The sequence below is a fragment of the Paenibacillus taichungensis genome, from assembly GCF_013359905.1.
Lineage (GTDB): Bacteria > Bacillota > Bacilli > Paenibacillales > Paenibacillaceae > Paenibacillus > Paenibacillus taichungensis.
In genome coordinates, this window is the sequence record NZ_JABMCC010000111.1 from 106,410 (window position 1) to 123,196 (window position 16,787).

The following is a 16,787-nucleotide window of genomic DNA, read 5'->3' on the forward strand; positions in this document are numbered from 1 at the left end:
CATTTGTGGGGGGAGAATGTAAAGATGAGTGGAATCAATATTAGACGGGCTGTCATCGGAGATTACACGGGAGTATCTGCATTAATGGATGAGCTTCATCACTTGCATGTAGAGGCCAGGCCAGACGTATACAGAGAGTTACAAACGAGAATGAGTTATAAGGAATATGAACAACTGCTGGAAGCCGATCATCGTTATCTCTATGTTGCGGAATTGCTGGATCGGGGTGAGATTGTTGGATATGCGAGCGCACAGTTGAATGTTATTCAGAATGTGGATTTGTTAAAGGATCGAAAGATGTTATATATCAATGAGATCATCGTTGGCAGCAAACATCGCGGACATGGGACAGGCAAACTGTTGATGCACGAATTAATCGAACTAGGCAAAGAAATACAGGTCGACAGTGTTGAACTGACCGTGTCTACATTTAATATTGGTGCTCAAGCTTTCTATGAGCAACTAGGTCTGGCTGTCCGCAGCAGCAGAATGGAATACATACTATAATAAGCCTCTACGAAGACTAATGGGATGTCTGGCGAGATAGTCAGCTCAAGAAGGATGGAAAACATCCATTTTGAGAAAAAAATAAAACAGACTTGCATACCCCCATGGGGTATGCTACTCTTATAACAGAACGAAAGAAAAGGGGTGTTCGCGATGGAACATCAGAGCCATCCCAAGGAACCTTTGGAGTCATCCGTAACAGAGGTTAGCGAAGTCTCACAGACAGATGATCAGCAAGCCAATTCTTGTCATACGTCAGGCAGTGATGGAAAGCATGTGCGCAAGAGCCATCACTCCCAAGAGATGAAGGGCAACCTGATTTCTCGCTTGAACCGTGTTGAAGGACAGATTCGCGGGATTAAGGGATTGATCGAGAAGGACACCTATTGTGATGATGTGCTGACGCAGATCGCGGCGGCTCAGTCTGCTCTTAATTCAGTAGGCAAGCTATTGCTGGAAGGTCATATGAAGAGCTGTATCGTTGAGCGCATTCAGGCCGGAGAGCATGAGGTTGTGGATGAATTATTGGTAACGGTAAGGAAGTTAATGAAGTAACTATTTTTGAATGAACTCATCATTTATATATCTAAGGAGGAACTACCCATGTCAAATATTACGTTAAACGTTACAGGAATGTCTTGCAATCACTGTGTGAAATCGGTTGAAGAAGCCGTGAAGAATGCAGGAGCGAATGGTCAGGTTGATCTGGCAGCAGGAACTGTCGCAGTTGAATATGACGAGCAAAAAGTCAATGTGGATCAGATCAAGGCAGCCATTGAAGATCAAGGGTATGACGTAGTCTAATCATCGCAGGCTTAAACTGAACTTCCCTTAGCATGGAAAGGAATTCAATAGATCTCTTTTCCAATAAATGAGTTCATTGTTTAAGCCTGATTTTCTGTCTTTTATATACCCCTTGGGGGTATTGGATAGATAAAAATATTTCATAGAGAAAGGAGCTAACAACATGGTTAAGTCATCAACAACGGACAACACAACTGCATCAGAACCCGTACCATCACCGGAAACGGCGGGATTACAGACAACACTGCAAATTACAGGGATGACCTGTGCTGCCTGCTCTACCCGGATTGAGAAGGGATTGTCCCGAATGGAAGGGGTCAATCAGGCGAATGTTAACCTCGCTATAGAACAAGCGACGGTATCCTATGATCCGAAGACAACGAACATCAATGCTTTGCGGGATAAAGTGGAAGCACTTGGTTATGGTACAGTAACGGAATCCGTGGATCTGGACATTACAGGCATGACCTGTGCCGCTTGTTCTACCCGAATCGAAAAAGGTCTTTCCCGGTTGCCAGGTGTATCCCGTGCAAACGTGAACTTGGCGCTGGAAACGGGACATGTGGAATTTGCAGCAGGAGTATTGAAGGCAACCGATATTACGGCGAAGATCAAGCAGCTCGGTTATGGTGCGGAATTGCAGCAGACACAGGAAGATACCCAGTCGGTGCGTGAGCGTGAATTACAGCGCAAAAAGTGGAAGTGGATGATCTCCGCCCTGTTATCTTTGCCGCTGCTTTGGGCCATGGTGGGCCACTTCTCATTCACCTCGTGGATCTGGGTACCGGATCTTTTCATGAACCCATGGTTCCAACTGGTGTTGGCAACGCCGGTACAGTTTGTCATCGGATGGCAGTTCTATGTGGGAGCCTATAAAGCACTTCGTAATGGCAGTGCCAATATGGATGTACTGGTTGCTTTGGGTACAAGTGCGGCGTTCTTCTACAGTCTGTATCTGACCCTGACCAGTGGCAATGCAGCTTCGACCATGATGGATCATGGTGGGACGGGAATGGCTACAACAGCCATGCCAACCGTGGAGCTTTATTATGAGACGAGTGCAATCCTGATTACGTTGATCCTATTGGGAAAATGGTTTGAGGCCGTAGCTAAAGGGCGCTCCTCTCAGGCGATTAAAAGCCTCATCGAACTGGCTCCGCGTGAAGCCAGAGTGATTCGTGATGGACAGGAAGTTATTGTACCGTCGGCATATGTTGCGGTAGGTGATCTTGTTCTGGTAAAACCCGGAGACAGCATTCCTGTGGATGGCATCGTGGAGGAAGGGCAATCTTCTGTCGACGAATCCATGTTAAGCGGAGAGAGCCTGCCCGTGGATAAAAAACCAGGGGATGCCGTTACAGGCGCTACGCTGAACAAAAATGGAGTATTAAGACTGCGTGCGACCCGCGTGGGCTCGGACACGGCGTTATCGCAGATCATTAAAGTGGTTGAACAAGCGCAAGGTTCCAAGGCCCCTATTCAGCGGATTGCCGATGTGATCTCAGGCATCTTTGTTCCAATTGTTGTAGGCATCGCGGTAGTCACGTTCCTAATCTGGTATCTGTTCGCCAGTCCTGGTGACTTTGCTGGTTCGCTGGAGAAGGCGATTGCTGTACTTGTTATTGCCTGTCCTTGTGCGCTTGGACTCGCAACACCAACGTCCATAATGGCTGGATCAGGGCGCGCGGCGGAATATGGTGTGTTGTTCAAAGGCGGCGAACATCTGGAATCGGCACAGCAGATCCAGACCGTTGTACTGGACAAAACAGGCACAGTTACCCAAGGCAAGCCCGTGCTTACGGATGTGGTGACGGCTCCAGAATGGACGGAGGCAGAGCTGCTGCAACGGGTGGGAGCGGCAGAGCAGAGTTCGGAGCATCCTTTGGCTGAGGCGATTGTGGAAGGAATCCGAGGTAAAGGTCTGGAGTTAACCCAATCAGAGCAATTCGAGAACATACCGGGATATGGTGTGCGAGCTCGGGTTCAGGGACAAGAGGTCCTGGTCGGGACACGCCGACTGCTTACAGATGCGAAGGTGAATGTCTCCGAGGAAACCATGCAACAGATGAACAACCTTGAAGAACAAGGGCGCACAGCGATGCTGGTCGCGGTGGATGGTCAATGGGCTGGGCTTGTTGCCGTGGCGGACACCATCAAGGATACTTCACGGGAAGCCATTCAGCGGCTTCATGCTATGGGAATCGATGTCATCATGATTACGGGAGATAATGAGCGGACAGCACGCGCTGTAGCAGAGCAAGCCGGAATTAATAAAGTTCTGGCTGAGGTACTGCCAGAGGGCAAAGCGGCAGAAGTGAAAAAACTTCAGGAGAGTGGCCTCAAGGTAGCGATGGTTGGAGATGGTATCAACGATGCTCCGGCCCTTGCTACAGCCGATATCGGTATGGCCATTGGAACCGGAACTGATGTAGCGATGGAAGCAGCGGATATTACGTTAATGCGCGGCGATCTGAACAGTATTGCAGATGCAATCGAGATGAGCCGGCGTACGATGGGCAATATTAAGCAGAACCTGTTCTGGGCACTTGGCTATAACGTGATTGGTATTCCAATTGCAGCAGTGGGCTTCCTGGCTCCTTGGTTAGCAGGTGCGGCCATGGCGTTCAGCTCCGTGTCGGTTGTACTGAATTCGCTGCGTCTGCAACGAATGAAACTTAAAAGCAATGACTGATGTCCATTGAGGGACGTAATTCAACTTTGCATTATACTCAAGAGTAAGCATAGGGTGCGGTACGCTACGGCGGATCGTGCCTTTTTTGTTGATAAAAGGTGTTTGAAATATGTTAAAGGAATGGTCCTTTCCTTGTTAATGGAAGGTGAGCGTGTGAAGTGATGTCCTCTTATGAAATGGAATTCATTGTTTGCGAAACACATCTTTATATTTCTGAACCTTTCAGAAATAGATTGACAATATAGACATATAGACTTAAAATTTAAAACGATCGTTTGATTTAAACAATCGTTTACATCAAATTCGAACTAATTAGTAATGGAGGACATCATTTATGTTGCAGGCTTTACGTATATTGTTGAAAAAACCGCCAGTAATTGTGGGGATCGTGACGGCACTTATGTTCCAAGTGATCTTCAGCGTGATCTGGATGACAGCATATTCCGGAGTGAATGACCGGATGAATGAATTGACGGTTGCCGTTGTCAATGAGGATGGAGAACAGTCCAAAGGGATCGCAGATCGTATGGCTGAGACGCTTCCTTTTCATACCGTAACGAATCTGAGTGCTGCCGAAGCACTTGACCAGTTAAATCATCGTAAGATTCATATGGTGCTCAATATTCCTGCAGGTTTTAACCAGCTGATTCAGACAGCCGGTTCCACTGCCGAAATCAAGTACACCATCAACGAGGCGAATCCGGTTACGATCAAAAGCATGATGCAAGGTGTATCGCAAAGCGTGACGAACACGATTAACAAGCAAGCAACCGCTCAAGGTGTGCAAGCTGTGTTGACGGCTTCCGGAGCGCCTGCAGATCAGGCAGCTGAAGCTGCTGCCAACCTGACTACACGAGTGGAAGGTACAACCACTTCCATGAATCCGGTTAACGGCATGAACAACCAGATGGTTCCGATGATGATGGTACTCGCTTCTTATGTGGGAGCCATGATTATGGGGATGAATCTGCAGACCGCGATGGGTATGCTGTCTGCTACTCACTCCCGCTGGACATTGTTTGGTGCCAGAGTAGTCATTAATTTGGGGTCTGCTCTTGTGGTTTCTCTGCTGGGATCATCACTGATTGTGTCGCTGGGCGGACAGATCCAGCAAGGATTTATCGCATTCTGGTTGTTCCAGGCGCTGTTCCTCTGCACATTCATGTTCTTCTCCCAGTTCTTCCTGATCTGCTTTGGACCAGCAGGAAGCTTGTTCAACATCATCTCACTGTCGCTGCAACTGGTATCTTCCGGTGCAATGGTGCCACGTGAATTGCTGAACAGTTTCTACAGTGGTATTGGTCAGTATCTGCCAGCCACATATGCCGTTCAAGGTGTTCTGAGCGCTCAACTGGGCGGACCAGGAGTTCAATCCGCTGCTGGCTCGATTGTTATTGTTTTGCTGGTTGCTGTAGCCCTCTCCCTGGTGGTGACGTTGTTGAAAAAACAACGCATGCCAGCTGGGGCACCAAGCCCGGCACAAATGAACAGCTAATATTCCTGTCATCATGGTTGTTCTTCATAGGATATGGCCAAGCACCCCGGTGATTTTCACCGGGGTGCTTGGTTTAATAGTAGGTTGAGGTGGCTAGCTTTGCAGGAACACAGGCGGCACACCTTGCGCTTTGATGCACAAACTTTCATAATGAAACGATAGAGTAGTCTCGCTGCAGCCCGGTGAGCTGGAGCAAATGAATAGAACGGACAAGAGGAGCGGACGGAATGACGGAACCGGAATTGGATATAAAAACGAGGATATTGCTTGCAGCCAAGAAACTTTTTGCACAGCAGGGGTATGACGGGACGAGTGTTCGTCAAATCTGTGATGAGGCGGGTGCGAATGTATCGCTTGTCTCGTATCATTTTGGCGGAAAAGAAAAGGTGTTCGAAGCATTATTTGAGCACTTTTTTCCTGATCATATGATGAATGAGTTGGCTGAAGAGTCCATGTCCTCCCCCGTGGAGGGTATCCGACGAATCATAGGTGAAGTTGTAAAGTTCACAATGACGGACCGGGAGATGAGCGATATTGTGCAGCTTGAAATTACGCTGCGTACCCATCGCACAGATACCGTGTTTCGTTTTTTGGACCCCGTCTGGACCAGAGTGAGAGAACTACTGCAAGAAGGCAAGGAGCAGGGCGTATTTCAGATCGAATCCGTATCTTATGCGATGCTTCAGGTCATGGGTGTAGCTTTGGCGCACAAACGGGCCAAAAACTCACGATTTAGCTTTGACTATCAGGATATGAACACAGATGAGCTGGCTGAGCAGACCATTGAATTCGTACTACGAGGATTGGGAGTGAATAGCAATGAACGAAACCATTGAATTGATGATGAAGCACCGCTCTGTGCGGAAATTCAAGCCAGACCCGGTAAGTAAGGAGCAGCTGGCAGCAATCGTGGCGGCTGGGCAGATGGCTTCCTCTTCAAGTAGTGTGCAGGCCTATACTATAATTGCTGTAACCGAACAGGAGCAGAAGGCCAAAATGGCTGAATTGGCAGGTAATCAGTCTTACGTCAACGAATGCCCTGTGTTTCTTGTATGGTGTGCTGACCTTTATCGCTTGAGTGATGCTGCCAAGCGTTATTTGCCTGAAAAAGAATCCTATGAGGACTCCACTGAAAACTTTATGGTGGCCACAATTGATGTTGCACTCGCATCGCAAAATGCTGCGCTTGCAGCAGAGTCACTAGGTTTCGGAATTGTATATATTGGTGGGCTGCGCAATCGCATTGAGGAAGTTAGCGAAGTATTGGGCTTGCCTGACGGCGTCTATCCAGTATATGGTATGTGCATTGGTGTTGCTGATCAGGAGACGGGTATTCGTCCGCGTCTACCGCTGGAAGCCGTCTTACACCATGGCCGCTATAACGCTGAGCAGACCCTCAAAGGCGTCGAGATCTATGACGAAACGACCGCTGCATACATGAAGGAGCGCACCCAAGGGGAACGTTCTACACCGTGGTCCGAAATGATGGCGAAACGCCTCACTGAACCGGTACGTCTACAGATGAAGCCATTCCTCGAAGGCAAAGGATTCTTGAAACGTTAAGCGTGAATTCAAAAGAAGTCAGTTTGGCGGATGCCGACTGACTTCTTTTTTTGTAAACTGTACCTATTTAGTTAAGGAATCATTACAAGACTGGATGCCAATTTGGACCTAAGGAAGACCGTAGAAGCGTTTCGTATTCTGATAAAAGAGACGCGCTGCCCGCTCCGTTCCCATACCGGTCACTTCACTCCATGCCTGAATAACCTGTCTCGTCATGGCCGGATGCGTCATTCTTCCCTGGAAAGGTCCCTCGAAAGGCCAAGGCCCATCGGTCTCTGCCATAACCTGCTCGGAAGGATACTGGCGCGCTAATTCACGAATTTCCTCTTCGTACACAATATCAGGTGTGAATGAGACGAAGTAACCATTGTCAGCCATTCGCTGGACGGTCCGCTTGGAACCTTTGAACCAGTGAAAGTGAGCCCGACGATGATGATATTGTTCCAATAGGTCACAGGCGATATCGGCATCCTCATATACAGCGTGCAGTACAATCGGTTTTCCATGTTGCTTGGCTAGCTGGATAAATCTTTCTAACAGATCGATATAGGCGCTCTGATCAAATTGGTGTCCTGCCTGTTCGGCTTCCTGTCGGTTGTAATAGGGCAATCCAACTTCCCCAATCGCTGTGGCTTGTCCCATATGCTTTTCGATCCATTCGAAGAACAGATTCTGCTCTGCCAGGGTAGGCATGGGCTGCTCAGGATGGAACCCAAAGGCTGGATATACGGTACGAGGGTATTGTGATGCTAGTTCCAGGTTAGTCTGGGCAGATGCCAGATTCATGGAAACGGCGATGACCGCCTCAACCTGTTGGGATGGGAAGGAATGCAGCATCTCACGTTGTTCTTCAGGTGTATATTTGTCCAGGTGAAGATGAGCATCGATCAAGGGTGCAAAAGCGGTTGATTGCATGGATGGATCCCTCCTTTTTGTCTTTTACCAATGATACGCAGCGTAGTTTGTCTTGGATCACCCATTTTAGGGAAAAAATAACTCAAAAACCCGCGCTATTTGGATAGGCGGGTTTTCTGCTGTTCTTCTCTCATCCACTGGGAAATCTGCCGTTTCCGTTCAAGAAAAGCAGAGTCCTCCGTGATCGCTTCGTGACGTGGACGATCAAAGGGAACATCGACTTCGTGAAGTACAGCTGCAGGCCGATTCGATAAAACATAGATACGGTCAGCAAGCAATAATGCTTCCTCGATATTATGCGTGATGAACAGCACCGAGCGGCGGTTCTGTTCCCAGATATCGAGCAGCCAGCGCTGCATGTCGCTACGGGTCAGTGCATCCAGCGCACTAAAAGGCTCGTCCAGCAGCATCAACTCCTGCGGACTGAGCAGGGCGCGCAGAAAGGCAACCCGCTGCTGCATGCCGCCCGATAACATATGCGGATAGGCTTGTTCAAATCCGGCCAGACCGACACTGCTCAGCCACTTCCGGGCATCTGCAAGCGCTTCTGCTCGGGGTGGTGCGTCCGCAGACACTTCACCTGCAAGCAGCACATTGTCCTCGATGGTACGCCATGGAAATAGTGCAGGCTGCTGTGGCATATAACTAATCTTGCCGCGTTGTCCGGTAACATCCTGACCATTCATCAGGATTTGGCCCTCCTGAGGTTTCAGCAGACCGCCGATGATGTGAAACAGGGTGCTTTTACCGCAGCCGGAAGGACCGACGATGGCTACGAATTCTCCTTGTCCCACGGTCAGGGACAGGCCATCCAGAACGGGCAATGTGCTGCGTCGCTCTCGGAACGAAGCATTCACGTTCAGAACTTCCAACGCTGGTGATGAATGATGTGCAGGTAAGGCCACGGTTTCATACTCAGGACTTCCGCTACTCGTTGGAGTGGTTGCACCTTCATCCGGCGCAGCAGCTACCCGCTCGTTGTGTTCGGGTGTCATCTTGTCATCACTTCCTAACCTTTATATGGTGCATATTTCAAAGTTATCGCTTTTGTGGACGCCAGCGTACGAGCAGCTTTTCCAGTAGCGCAATGAGCAGGAAGAGCAGCAGACTCAATGCCACAATAATCATGATTGCCACGAACAGACGATCCGTCCGATAGGCTGATTTTTGCAGCATCATATAATAGCCGATGCCCTTATCTGCACCGATCCATTCGGCGATAATCGCACCCATGACGCTGTACGTAGCGGCAATTTTAATCCCCGAGAACACCGAGGGCAATGCATGTGGAAGTTCGAGTTTCCAGAAAATTTGGCCGCGTTTTGCACCAGCCATGCGCATATAGTTCATCATGGCCGCATCGGTGCGGGTCAATCCGTCCATGGCAGCTACAGCCACCGGGAAGAAGCAGACCAAGATGATGGTAATCAGTTTGGGCAGCAGCCCAAATCCGAACCAGATCAGCAAGAGCGGAGCAAGCGCAATGGTCGGTATATTTTGACTAAGAATAAGTAATGGATAGAGTGCAGATTTCAAAAATGGAATCAGATGCAGCACCATCGCAATCAGTAATCCCACAAGTGTACCTGCTGCAAACCCAATCAATGTCAGCTGGATTGTTGCCCATGCATGCATGCCAAGTCGCTCGGCCTGGGACGCTGCTTCATGGGCGATGTCTGAAGGCGCAGGCAGCATCCATTTCTCAATATGGAACAGGGAGACAGCTCCCTGCCATATCGCTATAAAGAGAATAACCGCCACAAAGGGCGGCCATACACTTTTCCAATAGGCATGCATTAGCGATATTTCTCCGTCAGGGTGTCCATGCTGAAGCCGCTTGGGCTATGGGCGATCTTGATCTGTGAGATGATGCTTGGGCTGCCAGCTTGCACGAGAACTTCGTGCATTTTGCGGACAACCTCGAGCAGTTCCTCCAGTTCTCCCTCCATCGTGGTATCCAGTGGATTAACCTGATATTTCAAGCCGGACTGCTGAATAACTTCAATGGCACGATCAACATAAGGATAGGAATTTTCGCCATTTGGCGTTTTGGGAATGACTTGAATGCTAAGTAGTGTGCTTGCCATGAGAGATCACGTTTCCTTTCGAAATGTATAAAATGAACTAATGACTGTTACACTTGCCACTTCGATGACAGAATAACCTTCCAATCGCTGTTATCCCCAGATTTTTTTGATTCCCTTCTCCAAAGGGAAAATCCGGTGATAAAGGCGAACGCTTCGCTTTTTCACGTTATTTCTGTCCTCTTCGTCCTCGTATAAATACTAAGTTCATTTTATATGGATAATTTTATTGGGGTAGAAACTCGTTTGTATACGCTTTGGATACATCTACCTGCTCATCGAGCAGTTTTTTGCTAAACATCCAATCCGTGTAGTTCTGCCATACTTCCTGCTTCTGCTCACCCCAGCGTGGTGCGTCATCCTGGTATTTCGGACTCAGCCACTTCTGGCTTGCGAGTACAAGATCCTTATCCAGATCCGGTACGGCCTTGATCAGAATGTTGGCAGCGTCTTCGGGATGTTCAATCGCATATTGATATCCTTCGGAAGTCGCTTTCAAGAACGCTTTAACCAGCTCGGGATCGTTCTGAATCGTCTTTTCATTGGTAACGAGTACCGGTGTGTAGTAGTCCAGAGCTTCGGAATAATCTTTTACATACAGCATGTCGATCGGTTCGCCGCGCAGTTCGGCTTCGATACCCGTCCATGCGTAGAAAATCCATGCAAAGTCGATATCGCGTTTCACAGCGGTGAAGAAGTCTGCATCGCCCATGCTAATATTTTTTACTTTGGATACATCGGCGCCTTCGCCTTCCATAATGGATTGCATCACAGCTTCTTCCACTGGAGAGCCCCAGCCACCATAGGTTTTACCTTCAAAATCTTTGGGAGATTTGATGTTCCGATCCGCCGGAGCGGCAAATCCGGACGTGTTATGCTGAATGACTGCAGCGATAGACACGAGCGGTACGCCCTGTGTGCGGGCCTGGGTTACACTCTCCTGATAACTTACGCCAAAAGGCACTTCGTTCGAAGCTACCATCGTATCCGCGCCTCCAGCACCTGGCTGTACAATCTCGACATTTAAGCCTTCGGCTTTGTAAAAACCTTGATCTACGGCCGCATACAGGCCGGTATGATTTGTATTTGGTGTCCAGTCCAGCACCACTTTAACGTCCTTGAGGGCTGCGTTGTCACCTTCATTGCTGTTTTCGGTGTTGCTGTTGCCATTTTCTCCTGAAGGTGCAGCTTCTTTGCCGCCACATGCGGCCACAGCCACTAGTAGGACGCACAAGAGCATTAGGCCCATCATTTTACGCCATCTCATCTTCATTTCTCTCCTTCATGTTGTCCGGCCAGTGGCGCGGGGTACTCCTTGGCTTCATATCCAAGCTTCTTGCATAAATCGACAGATTTATACCAGCTATGATCCGGATGACGTCACTTTTTTTAGCTCTCTGGCTATATAAAAGAACATTAAAAAAGCGCCCCGTTAATCCGGGACGCGTGCAGGCGTTAGAGATGTGGCACTCAGCAAAGAGGCTGGGCCAATTCGATATACTCCGATTCCTACGCTGGCATGATCCAGATCAGGTCTAAGGGTCAGTATCTTGGTGGGATACACTCTCAGCCGGCCTATTCCGACTCCCCTGGGAAACTATGAAGTTACGGGCATTACTAGGTGTAATTATAGGCCAGAGGCCCATGCATGTCCAGTCAGGAACTGGATAGGGGCACGTATGAATGAATCAAAAAGGCCATTATACATGCGTATAACGGCCTCTCTAGATGTGTGGTTTTTAACAATTATCTTGGCGAATCATATAAGGAAATCTGACTGAGTGCAAAAGCATCGGATTTCGGGTCATAGCCTACCTGTTTCTGAGTGGTTTCCAGATTTAATCGTTTAAATCGATTATTCGAGATCCCATGCAGTATGGTGAAGGGCTCCAGATCTGTAGCTGTAATTGTTTTGAACATCAAATCACACAAGTCAGCCGGACTAATATACGCGCTCATATCCCTTGCCTCCAGCGCGGGTCCGTCTGGTTGAAAATCATCATATGCACCTATACGTACTGCTACACTTTGTAAACCTTCGGTATACGCAAAATAGGAAGCGAGCGATTCACCAAAACATTTGCTAACTCCGTACAAATTCCGTGGGCGTGTCGGCATGTCCGGATAGACTTGAGCATCAATGGGATACCCCTCGATCGTCTGTGCACTGCTTGCCAGAATGACTCTCCGCACACCTTGGTCCTTAGCTGCACGGAATACATTAAATGTACCCTTGATATTAATATCCAACAACGATTCATAGAATCCGGCATGCGGGGAAGGATCTCCCGCCAGATGAACAACCACATCCATGCCTTCGCAAGCGTGCTGACAGGCTTCGGGATCTGTCACATCAAGTGTCATGATCTCATGGCTGTCCCTTGATACGTATGTAGTCTGTTGATATTCAAATCCGTTAGTCGAAGGTGAAATGCTTCTGACAAGTGTTGGGACAAGTCACGTCCAATTTTTCCGGCTGCGCCGGTAATTAAAATGTTCATAAATCAGCTCCAATTCTTAGCGCTGGAAGAACTCAATCCATTCCTTTTCAGGTCCATAGATGAAGAAATAACGGTAACCGTTAGGCAGTGTAATCATCTCTCCATCAATAAATTCGGCCTCAGTTGCCTTAATGCGGTTGTACTCAGAATCAAGGTCATCGACATGGATGGCAAAATGGTGCACCGTACCTTCGGAAGGCAGCTTGTCGCTGTATCCCTGAATCAACTCAATCTCGGTCTCATCGCTTCCGTTGAAGCCGAGAAAGGCGAGCTGAATGACACCGTTGGTATGGGTTACCCGGTCTTTCAATTCAAGACCAACAATCTCCGTATAGAAACGCAGCGTGGTCTCCAGATCACGAACGGCAATGCCGACGTGGTCAATGCGCTTTTGAAAACTCATAATCAAAATCCTCCTTATATGTAGCGAATATTTTCTACCATTTTAAGGGATATGATAGGGCTGTACTACGAGGTTGTCAAATAAGATTTTAATTTGGAAAAATTATAATTGTTCACAGAATGTTCACTTATGAGGAGGGGGTCATTATCTCTATAATTACGAAGGTAAACAGAGAGGATGAGAGAATTGCCAACAACGAAGAAAGAACAGATTATTTTTGGAATGATGATGTGCACAGGGATGGTCGTCGTCATGATGACTTTCAATTTATGGCACAATGGGTTATTGAGCAAGATGTCCGCGCTTGAAATACTGTTTCAATTCATATTGTGTTTTGTCATTGCGTTCCTGGTGGAGTCCTTCATTGTTGGACCTGTAGCGAGAAAAATTGCATTTTCCTTACCTTTTGACAAATCCAATAAAATTTTGGGCGTGCTCGCTATGTCATTTTTCATGGTCATTGGAATGGTTCTGATCATGTCCTTGTACGGAATGATTTCCGCTTACCTTGCGAATCAGTTAAGTGGAGCATCCGTACTAAATACGTATCTTCATACGATTGCTCGTAATTTCAGCCTGGCGCTTCCTTACCAAATCATTATTCTGGGACCACTCGTTCGATATGTATTTGGTAAATTCATTAAGGATAAAGGGAGTGTAGTCCCTTCAACCTAATAACGTTAGTTCCGATTTAGAGCATCTGAAAGTATTTCCTGGGCAATCGTCCACTGGTCTAGGATAAAGAAGTAATTGTGCATTTTTAAATCAAAAAAGGCGTCGTAGCATTCACGCTACGACGCCTAACTTTTTACAGCTATGATTCATTGAATTTAATTTATCTTCTGTTCGGTAGATATTACGATGCTGAACTCACAGTATGCCTGCGCTGCCATTGATACGCAATCACGCTGATAATCAGCAGACCAACTGCAAAAATGGCAAGCATCCATGCTGACTGGTTAACCTCCAGATGATCGAGACTCCAGCCTGTAACCAAAGGCAGAATGGCACCACCAACCCCACCTGATGCAATCAGGATGCTGGGCGTCGATTCTTCTGTTCCAGGCAGCATTTTGCTGGCGAAGACGAGGGCAATGGAGAATACGCCCGATAATGCGAGCCCGAGCAACAGAATGATCAGAAATGCCGACCAGATCTGGTTGGTAAAAGGAAAGATCATCAGCAGTACAACTGCTGCAAGGCAACTGTACAGAACGTAGACGCGATATTGGAATTTCTCCGCAATATATCCGGCAAACAGTCGTCCAACAGACATGGTGATCCAGAAGCAGGTAACACTAAGTGCAGCACCTGCTTCCTTCATGTTCATTTTCTCAATCAGAATGGCTGGCATGAAGTTGGCAAGGCTCATTTCAGTGCCGACATAGAGAAAGAAAAATAAAACAAATAAAGACAGAAGAGCCAAATTACGGCCGTGATAGGTTGAACGAGTTGGTTTAATGTCTTCAGGATTCGTTCCATTTGGCAATTCAGCAGCGTGAGTGTGTACAGGAGTCTGGTCTGAGCTACGGCGACTCAGCTCGTTGTCCAGCTCACCGAATGAACTTTTGGCCCAGAAGATAAAAGTCATCGCTGCACAGACGGCAACCACGAGGAACGACATGCGCCAGTACCCGGCAGAAATCAGACCGCTTGCAATGAGAGGCATGACCATGGCGCCGATACCAAATAACACTTCAAGTCGGCTCATGGCAACCGCCGTATTATCTTTAATTGCAGCAATGATGATTGTACCGATGACAGCTTCTATCATACCGAATCCGAATCCGGCTGCAGGTGCAATGACGAACATCCAGCCCCAAGGAGGCAGCAGCATATAGGATAACTCTGCGATGCAGAGCAGAGCTGCGGCAATTAATAGACCGCCTCGTTTCCCGAAGCGTTTATTCAACCACGGAGATAACAATACACCACCCAGGAACCCGGCAAATTGGGCAAATATCAGTGTGCCTCCCTGACTATAATCCTTGCCATAATGTTCAAGAGCAACGGGTAGGATGGAGCCGAGAACCACATGGGCAAGTCCGATGAGGAAATAGGATAAGCATCCAATCCAAAGCAATTTTTTCATGAAGAAAAACTCCTTCTAGATATTATGTTATGTAGTAAGTCTGCCATTCAGGAGTATTTCCTAAAAACAAACAATCTCTATCATAACAGGACATGTAAGGGTGTGCACGGATAACTTGCAATGGAGGCTAAAGTTCGTATATACTGAAAAACAACAATTACAGATCGGACCATGCCGTTGAAGAGCATCCAACTCGGAGGCGTTTTCGCCAGGGGAGCGAACCATTCCCCAAGTTAACCGGAACCGCCCGTTATCGCGGACCAAGAGGCTGAACCAGAATATTCTGGTTTGGCAAGTTGGGTGGCACCGCGAGCAGAGCGCTCCTCGTCCCAAGGGATGAGGGCGCTCTTTGTATTTTTACAGCCAAAGGAGACGGTGACCATGTTGGAAATGAAGTGGATTCGGGAGCATGCAGAAGAGGTGCAAGCTGCGGCAGTTGGCAAGAGAATGAATATCAGTATTCGCGAATTGTTGGAACGGGACGAGGAACGCAGAGCACTTTTACTGGAAACGGAAGAAGGACGTAGAGTACGTAATTCGTTATCTGCAGATATTGGCAGACTGATGCAAGCTGGTGAGCGTGAACAAGCCGAGGGTTTAAGGGAACAGGTGAAACAGCTGAATGGTCAGTTAGAGCAAGTTGAAGCCAAGCTTGCCGTTGTGCAAGAGGAAGTGACAAGGCTGCAATGGTTGGTACCCAATGTTGTATCGCCGGACACGCCAGTGGGTGCATCGGATGAGGATAATGTGGAGCTGAGACGTGTGGGTGAGCTGCCGGTATTCGATTATGAGGCCAAGGATCACGTAGAGCTCGGTGAACGGCATGACCTAATCGACATCCCACGTGGGGTGAAAATCGGCGGAACACGAAGCTATGTGCTCAAAGGAGCAGGGCTGCTCCTGCACCGGGCTGTACAGCAACTTGCGCTTGATCTGCTGCTCAAGCATGGATTTACGCCAATGGAAGTTCCTCTGATGGTGAGGGAGAATACCCTTTTGAACACGGGGTTCTTCCCCACAGGACGGGATCAGGTCTATGAATTAGTGGGCGAGAACAAGTGGCTGGTGGGAACATCGGAAGTGCCGCTGGTTTCGTATTATGCGGATGAGATTGTGGATGTACAGGAGCCAATCAAGCTGGCAGCCACATCGACATGTTTCCGCAGTGAGGTTGGCTCAGGCGGGCGGGATGTACGCGGATTGTACCGGGTGCATCAATTTGCCAAAGTGGAACAAGTCATTATCTGTGCACCGGATGCGAAAGAATCGGAGCGAATGCTACAGGAAATTACGGGACACGCCGAGGAATTACTGCAATTGCTGGAACTGCCTTATCGTGTAGTGGCTGTGTGTACAGGGGATATGTCGCAGAAAACGTACAAACAGTACGATATTGAGACCTGGATGCCAAGCCGCAATGCGTACGGGGAGACACATTCGTCGTCGAATCTGCATGACTTCCAGGCTCGGCGTTCGAATATTCGTTGTCGTGATGCCCAAGGTAAGCTTGCATACTGCCATACGTTGAACAATACGGCTGTGGCTTCGCCACGTATACTGATCCCATTGCTGGAGAATCATCAGCAGGCGGATGGAAGCATTCGTATTCCAGCTGCACTTCAGCCTTATATGGGCGGTGCTGAATATTTGGTTTTGCCTCACCAGGATGAAGAGAATTAAACAGATTACAAGCTGTGTGGAGAAGTAAAAAGTGGAACCCTTGTGGGGGTT

17 protein-coding genes and 1 riboswitch are annotated in these 16,787 nt (G+C 48.1%); of the genes, 9 read left to right on the forward strand and 8 right to left on the reverse strand.

Annotation, left to right across the window (positions count from 1 at the left end; genetic code table 11):
- Positions 1 to 24 precede the first annotated feature (24 nt).
- The 7 genes from HP548_RS14750 to nfsA all read left to right on the forward strand — a co-directional run bounded on the left by HP548_RS14750 (position 25) and on the right by nfsA (position 7,061).
- Entirely contained in the window at positions 25 to 507 is a 483-nt protein-coding gene (locus HP548_RS14750) for a GNAT family N-acetyltransferase (protein ID WP_175382091.1), read from the forward strand.
- A gap of 153 nt (positions 508 to 660) precedes the next feature.
- On the forward strand, positions 661 to 1,062 hold the full coding sequence (locus tag HP548_RS14755) for a metal-sensitive transcriptional regulator (RefSeq protein ID WP_076290663.1): 402 nt from the start codon (positions 661 to 663) through the stop codon (positions 1,060 to 1,062).
- 48 nt (positions 1,063 to 1,110) lie between these two features.
- A complete protein-coding gene (locus tag HP548_RS14760; protein ID WP_053779829.1) occupies positions 1,111 to 1,311 on the forward strand; it encodes a copper ion binding protein in 201 nt (66 codons plus the stop codon).
- A gap of 163 nt (positions 1,312 to 1,474) precedes the next feature.
- Complete coding sequence (locus HP548_RS14765) at positions 1,475 to 4,003, forward strand: heavy metal translocating P-type ATPase (protein ID WP_175382092.1); 2,529 nt, start codon at positions 1,475 to 1,477, stop codon at positions 4,001 to 4,003.
- Positions 4,004 to 4,337: 334 nt separating this feature from the next.
- Positions 4,338 to 5,498, forward strand: a complete 1,161-nt coding sequence (locus HP548_RS14770) for a YhgE/Pip domain-containing protein (protein WP_076290661.1) — start codon at positions 4,338 to 4,340, stop codon at positions 5,496 to 5,498.
- A 227-nt stretch (positions 5,499 to 5,725) separates the two neighbouring features.
- Positions 5,726 to 6,334, forward strand: a complete 609-nt coding sequence (locus tag HP548_RS14775) for a TetR family transcriptional regulator (protein WP_076290660.1) — start codon at positions 5,726 to 5,728, stop codon at positions 6,332 to 6,334.
- Positions 6,318 to 7,061, forward strand: a complete 744-nt coding sequence (gene nfsA, locus HP548_RS14780) for an oxygen-insensitive NADPH nitroreductase (RefSeq protein ID WP_099858655.1) — start codon at positions 6,318 to 6,320, stop codon at positions 7,059 to 7,061. Before HP548_RS14775 ends, nfsA begins: the two co-directional genes overlap by 17 nt.
- Before the next feature lie 108 nt (positions 7,062 to 7,169).
- Here nfsA and HP548_RS14785 read toward each other — a convergent pair whose 3' ends face one another.
- The 7 genes from HP548_RS14785 to HP548_RS14815 all read right to left on the reverse strand — a co-directional run bounded on the left by HP548_RS14785 (position 7,170) and on the right by HP548_RS14815 (position 12,964).
- Complete coding sequence (locus HP548_RS14785) at positions 7,170 to 7,976, reverse strand: TatD family hydrolase (RefSeq protein WP_175382093.1); 807 nt, start codon at positions 7,974 to 7,976, stop codon at positions 7,170 to 7,172.
- A 95-nt stretch (positions 7,977 to 8,071) separates the two neighbouring features.
- A complete protein-coding gene (locus HP548_RS14790) occupies positions 8,072 to 8,971 on the reverse strand; it encodes an ABC transporter ATP-binding protein (protein WP_246318072.1) in 900 nt (299 codons plus the stop codon).
- Positions 8,972 to 9,014: 43 nt separating this feature from the next.
- Positions 9,015 to 9,773: an ABC transporter permease gene (locus HP548_RS14795; protein ID WP_063566244.1), complete on the reverse strand. Its 759-nt coding sequence runs from the start codon at positions 9,771 to 9,773 to the stop codon at positions 9,015 to 9,017.
- Positions 9,773 to 10,063, reverse strand: a complete 291-nt coding sequence (locus tag HP548_RS14800; RefSeq protein ID WP_099858654.1) for an MTH1187 family thiamine-binding protein — start codon at positions 10,061 to 10,063, stop codon at positions 9,773 to 9,775. The genes HP548_RS14795 and HP548_RS14800 overlap by 1 nt, the downstream gene beginning before the upstream one ends.
- A 223-nt stretch (positions 10,064 to 10,286) precedes the next feature.
- A complete protein-coding gene (locus tag HP548_RS14805; RefSeq protein ID WP_099858653.1) occupies positions 10,287 to 11,327 on the reverse strand; it encodes an ABC transporter substrate-binding protein in 1,041 nt (346 codons plus the stop codon).
- 221 nt (positions 11,328 to 11,548) lie between these two features.
- Positions 11,549 to 11,661, reverse strand: a riboswitch (TPP riboswitch).
- 145 nt (positions 11,662 to 11,806) lie between these two features.
- Positions 11,807 to 12,424 carry an NAD-dependent epimerase/dehydratase family protein gene (locus HP548_RS14810; RefSeq protein WP_246318073.1) on the reverse strand — a complete coding sequence of 206 codons (618 nt, stop codon included), beginning with the start codon at positions 12,422 to 12,424 and terminating at the stop codon, positions 11,807 to 11,809.
- 153 nt (positions 12,425 to 12,577) lie between these two features.
- The gene (locus tag HP548_RS14815) at positions 12,578 to 12,964 is read right to left on the reverse strand and encodes a VOC family protein (protein WP_076290655.1); all 387 of its coding nucleotides are present in this window, start codon (positions 12,962 to 12,964) and stop codon (positions 12,578 to 12,580) included.
- 186 nt (positions 12,965 to 13,150) lie between these two features.
- Here HP548_RS14815 and HP548_RS14820 point away from each other — a divergent pair, with 186 nt between their 5' ends.
- Positions 13,151 to 13,639, forward strand: coding sequence for a hypothetical protein (locus tag HP548_RS14820; protein WP_175382094.1), 489 nt, complete (start codon positions 13,151 to 13,153; stop codon positions 13,637 to 13,639).
- Between the two features lie 181 nt (positions 13,640 to 13,820).
- On the opposite strand, the gene HP548_RS14825 is transcribed toward HP548_RS14820, so the two are convergent.
- Complete coding sequence (locus tag HP548_RS14825; protein WP_175382095.1) at positions 13,821 to 15,056, reverse strand: MFS transporter; 1,236 nt, start codon at positions 15,054 to 15,056, stop codon at positions 13,821 to 13,823.
- Positions 15,057 to 15,437: 381 nt separating this feature from the next.
- Here HP548_RS14825 and serS point away from each other — a divergent pair, with 381 nt between their 5' ends.
- A complete protein-coding gene (gene serS, locus HP548_RS14830) occupies positions 15,438 to 16,736 on the forward strand; it encodes a serine--tRNA ligase (protein WP_175382096.1) in 1,299 nt (432 codons plus the stop codon).
- The last annotated feature ends 51 nt before the right edge of the window (positions 16,737 to 16,787 follow it).

What these genes read in the sequence shown, in the direction of transcription:
- HP548_RS14750 (WP_175382091.1), top strand. Translation starts at nt 25, where the DNA reads ATGAGTGGAATCAATATTAGACGGGCTGTCATCGGAGATTACACGGGA.
- HP548_RS14755 (WP_076290663.1), top strand. Translation starts at nt 661, where the DNA reads ATGGAACATCAGAGCCATCCCAAGGAACCTTTGGAGTCATCCGTAACA.
- HP548_RS14760 (WP_053779829.1), top strand. Translation starts at nt 1,111, where the DNA reads ATGTCAAATATTACGTTAAACGTTACAGGAATGTCTTGCAATCACTGT.
- HP548_RS14765 (WP_175382092.1), top strand. Translation starts at nt 1,475, where the DNA reads ATGGTTAAGTCATCAACAACGGACAACACAACTGCATCAGAACCCGTA.
- HP548_RS14770 (WP_076290661.1), top strand. Translation starts at nt 4,338, where the DNA reads ATGTTGCAGGCTTTACGTATATTGTTGAAAAAACCGCCAGTAATTGTG.
- HP548_RS14775 (WP_076290660.1), top strand. Translation starts at nt 5,726, where the DNA reads ATGACGGAACCGGAATTGGATATAAAAACGAGGATATTGCTTGCAGCC.
- nfsA (WP_099858655.1), top strand. Translation starts at nt 6,318, where the DNA reads ATGAACGAAACCATTGAATTGATGATGAAGCACCGCTCTGTGCGGAAA.
- HP548_RS14785 (WP_175382093.1), bottom strand. Translation starts at nt 7,976, where the DNA reads ATGCAATCAACCGCTTTTGCACCCTTGATCGATGCTCATCTTCACCTG.
- HP548_RS14790 (WP_246318072.1), bottom strand. Translation starts at nt 8,971, where the DNA reads ATGACACCCGAACACAACGAGCGGGTAGCTGCTGCGCCGGATGAAGGT.
- HP548_RS14795 (WP_063566244.1), bottom strand. Translation starts at nt 9,773, where the DNA reads ATGCATGCCTATTGGAAAAGTGTATGGCCGCCCTTTGTGGCGGTTATT.
- HP548_RS14800 (WP_099858654.1), bottom strand. Translation starts at nt 10,063, where the DNA reads ATGGCAAGCACACTACTTAGCATTCAAGTCATTCCCAAAACGCCAAAT.
- HP548_RS14805 (WP_099858653.1), bottom strand. Translation starts at nt 11,327, where the DNA reads ATGAGATGGCGTAAAATGATGGGCCTAATGCTCTTGTGCGTCCTACTA.
- HP548_RS14810 (WP_246318073.1), bottom strand. Translation starts at nt 12,424, where the DNA reads ATGACACTTGATGTGACAGATCCCGAAGCCTGTCAGCACGCTTGCGAA.
- HP548_RS14815 (WP_076290655.1), bottom strand. Translation starts at nt 12,964, where the DNA reads ATGAGTTTTCAAAAGCGCATTGACCACGTCGGCATTGCCGTTCGTGAT.
- HP548_RS14825 (WP_175382095.1), bottom strand. Translation starts at nt 15,056, where the DNA reads ATGAAAAAATTGCTTTGGATTGGATGCTTATCCTATTTCCTCATCGGA.
- serS (WP_175382096.1), top strand. Translation starts at nt 15,438, where the DNA reads ATGTTGGAAATGAAGTGGATTCGGGAGCATGCAGAAGAGGTGCAAGCT.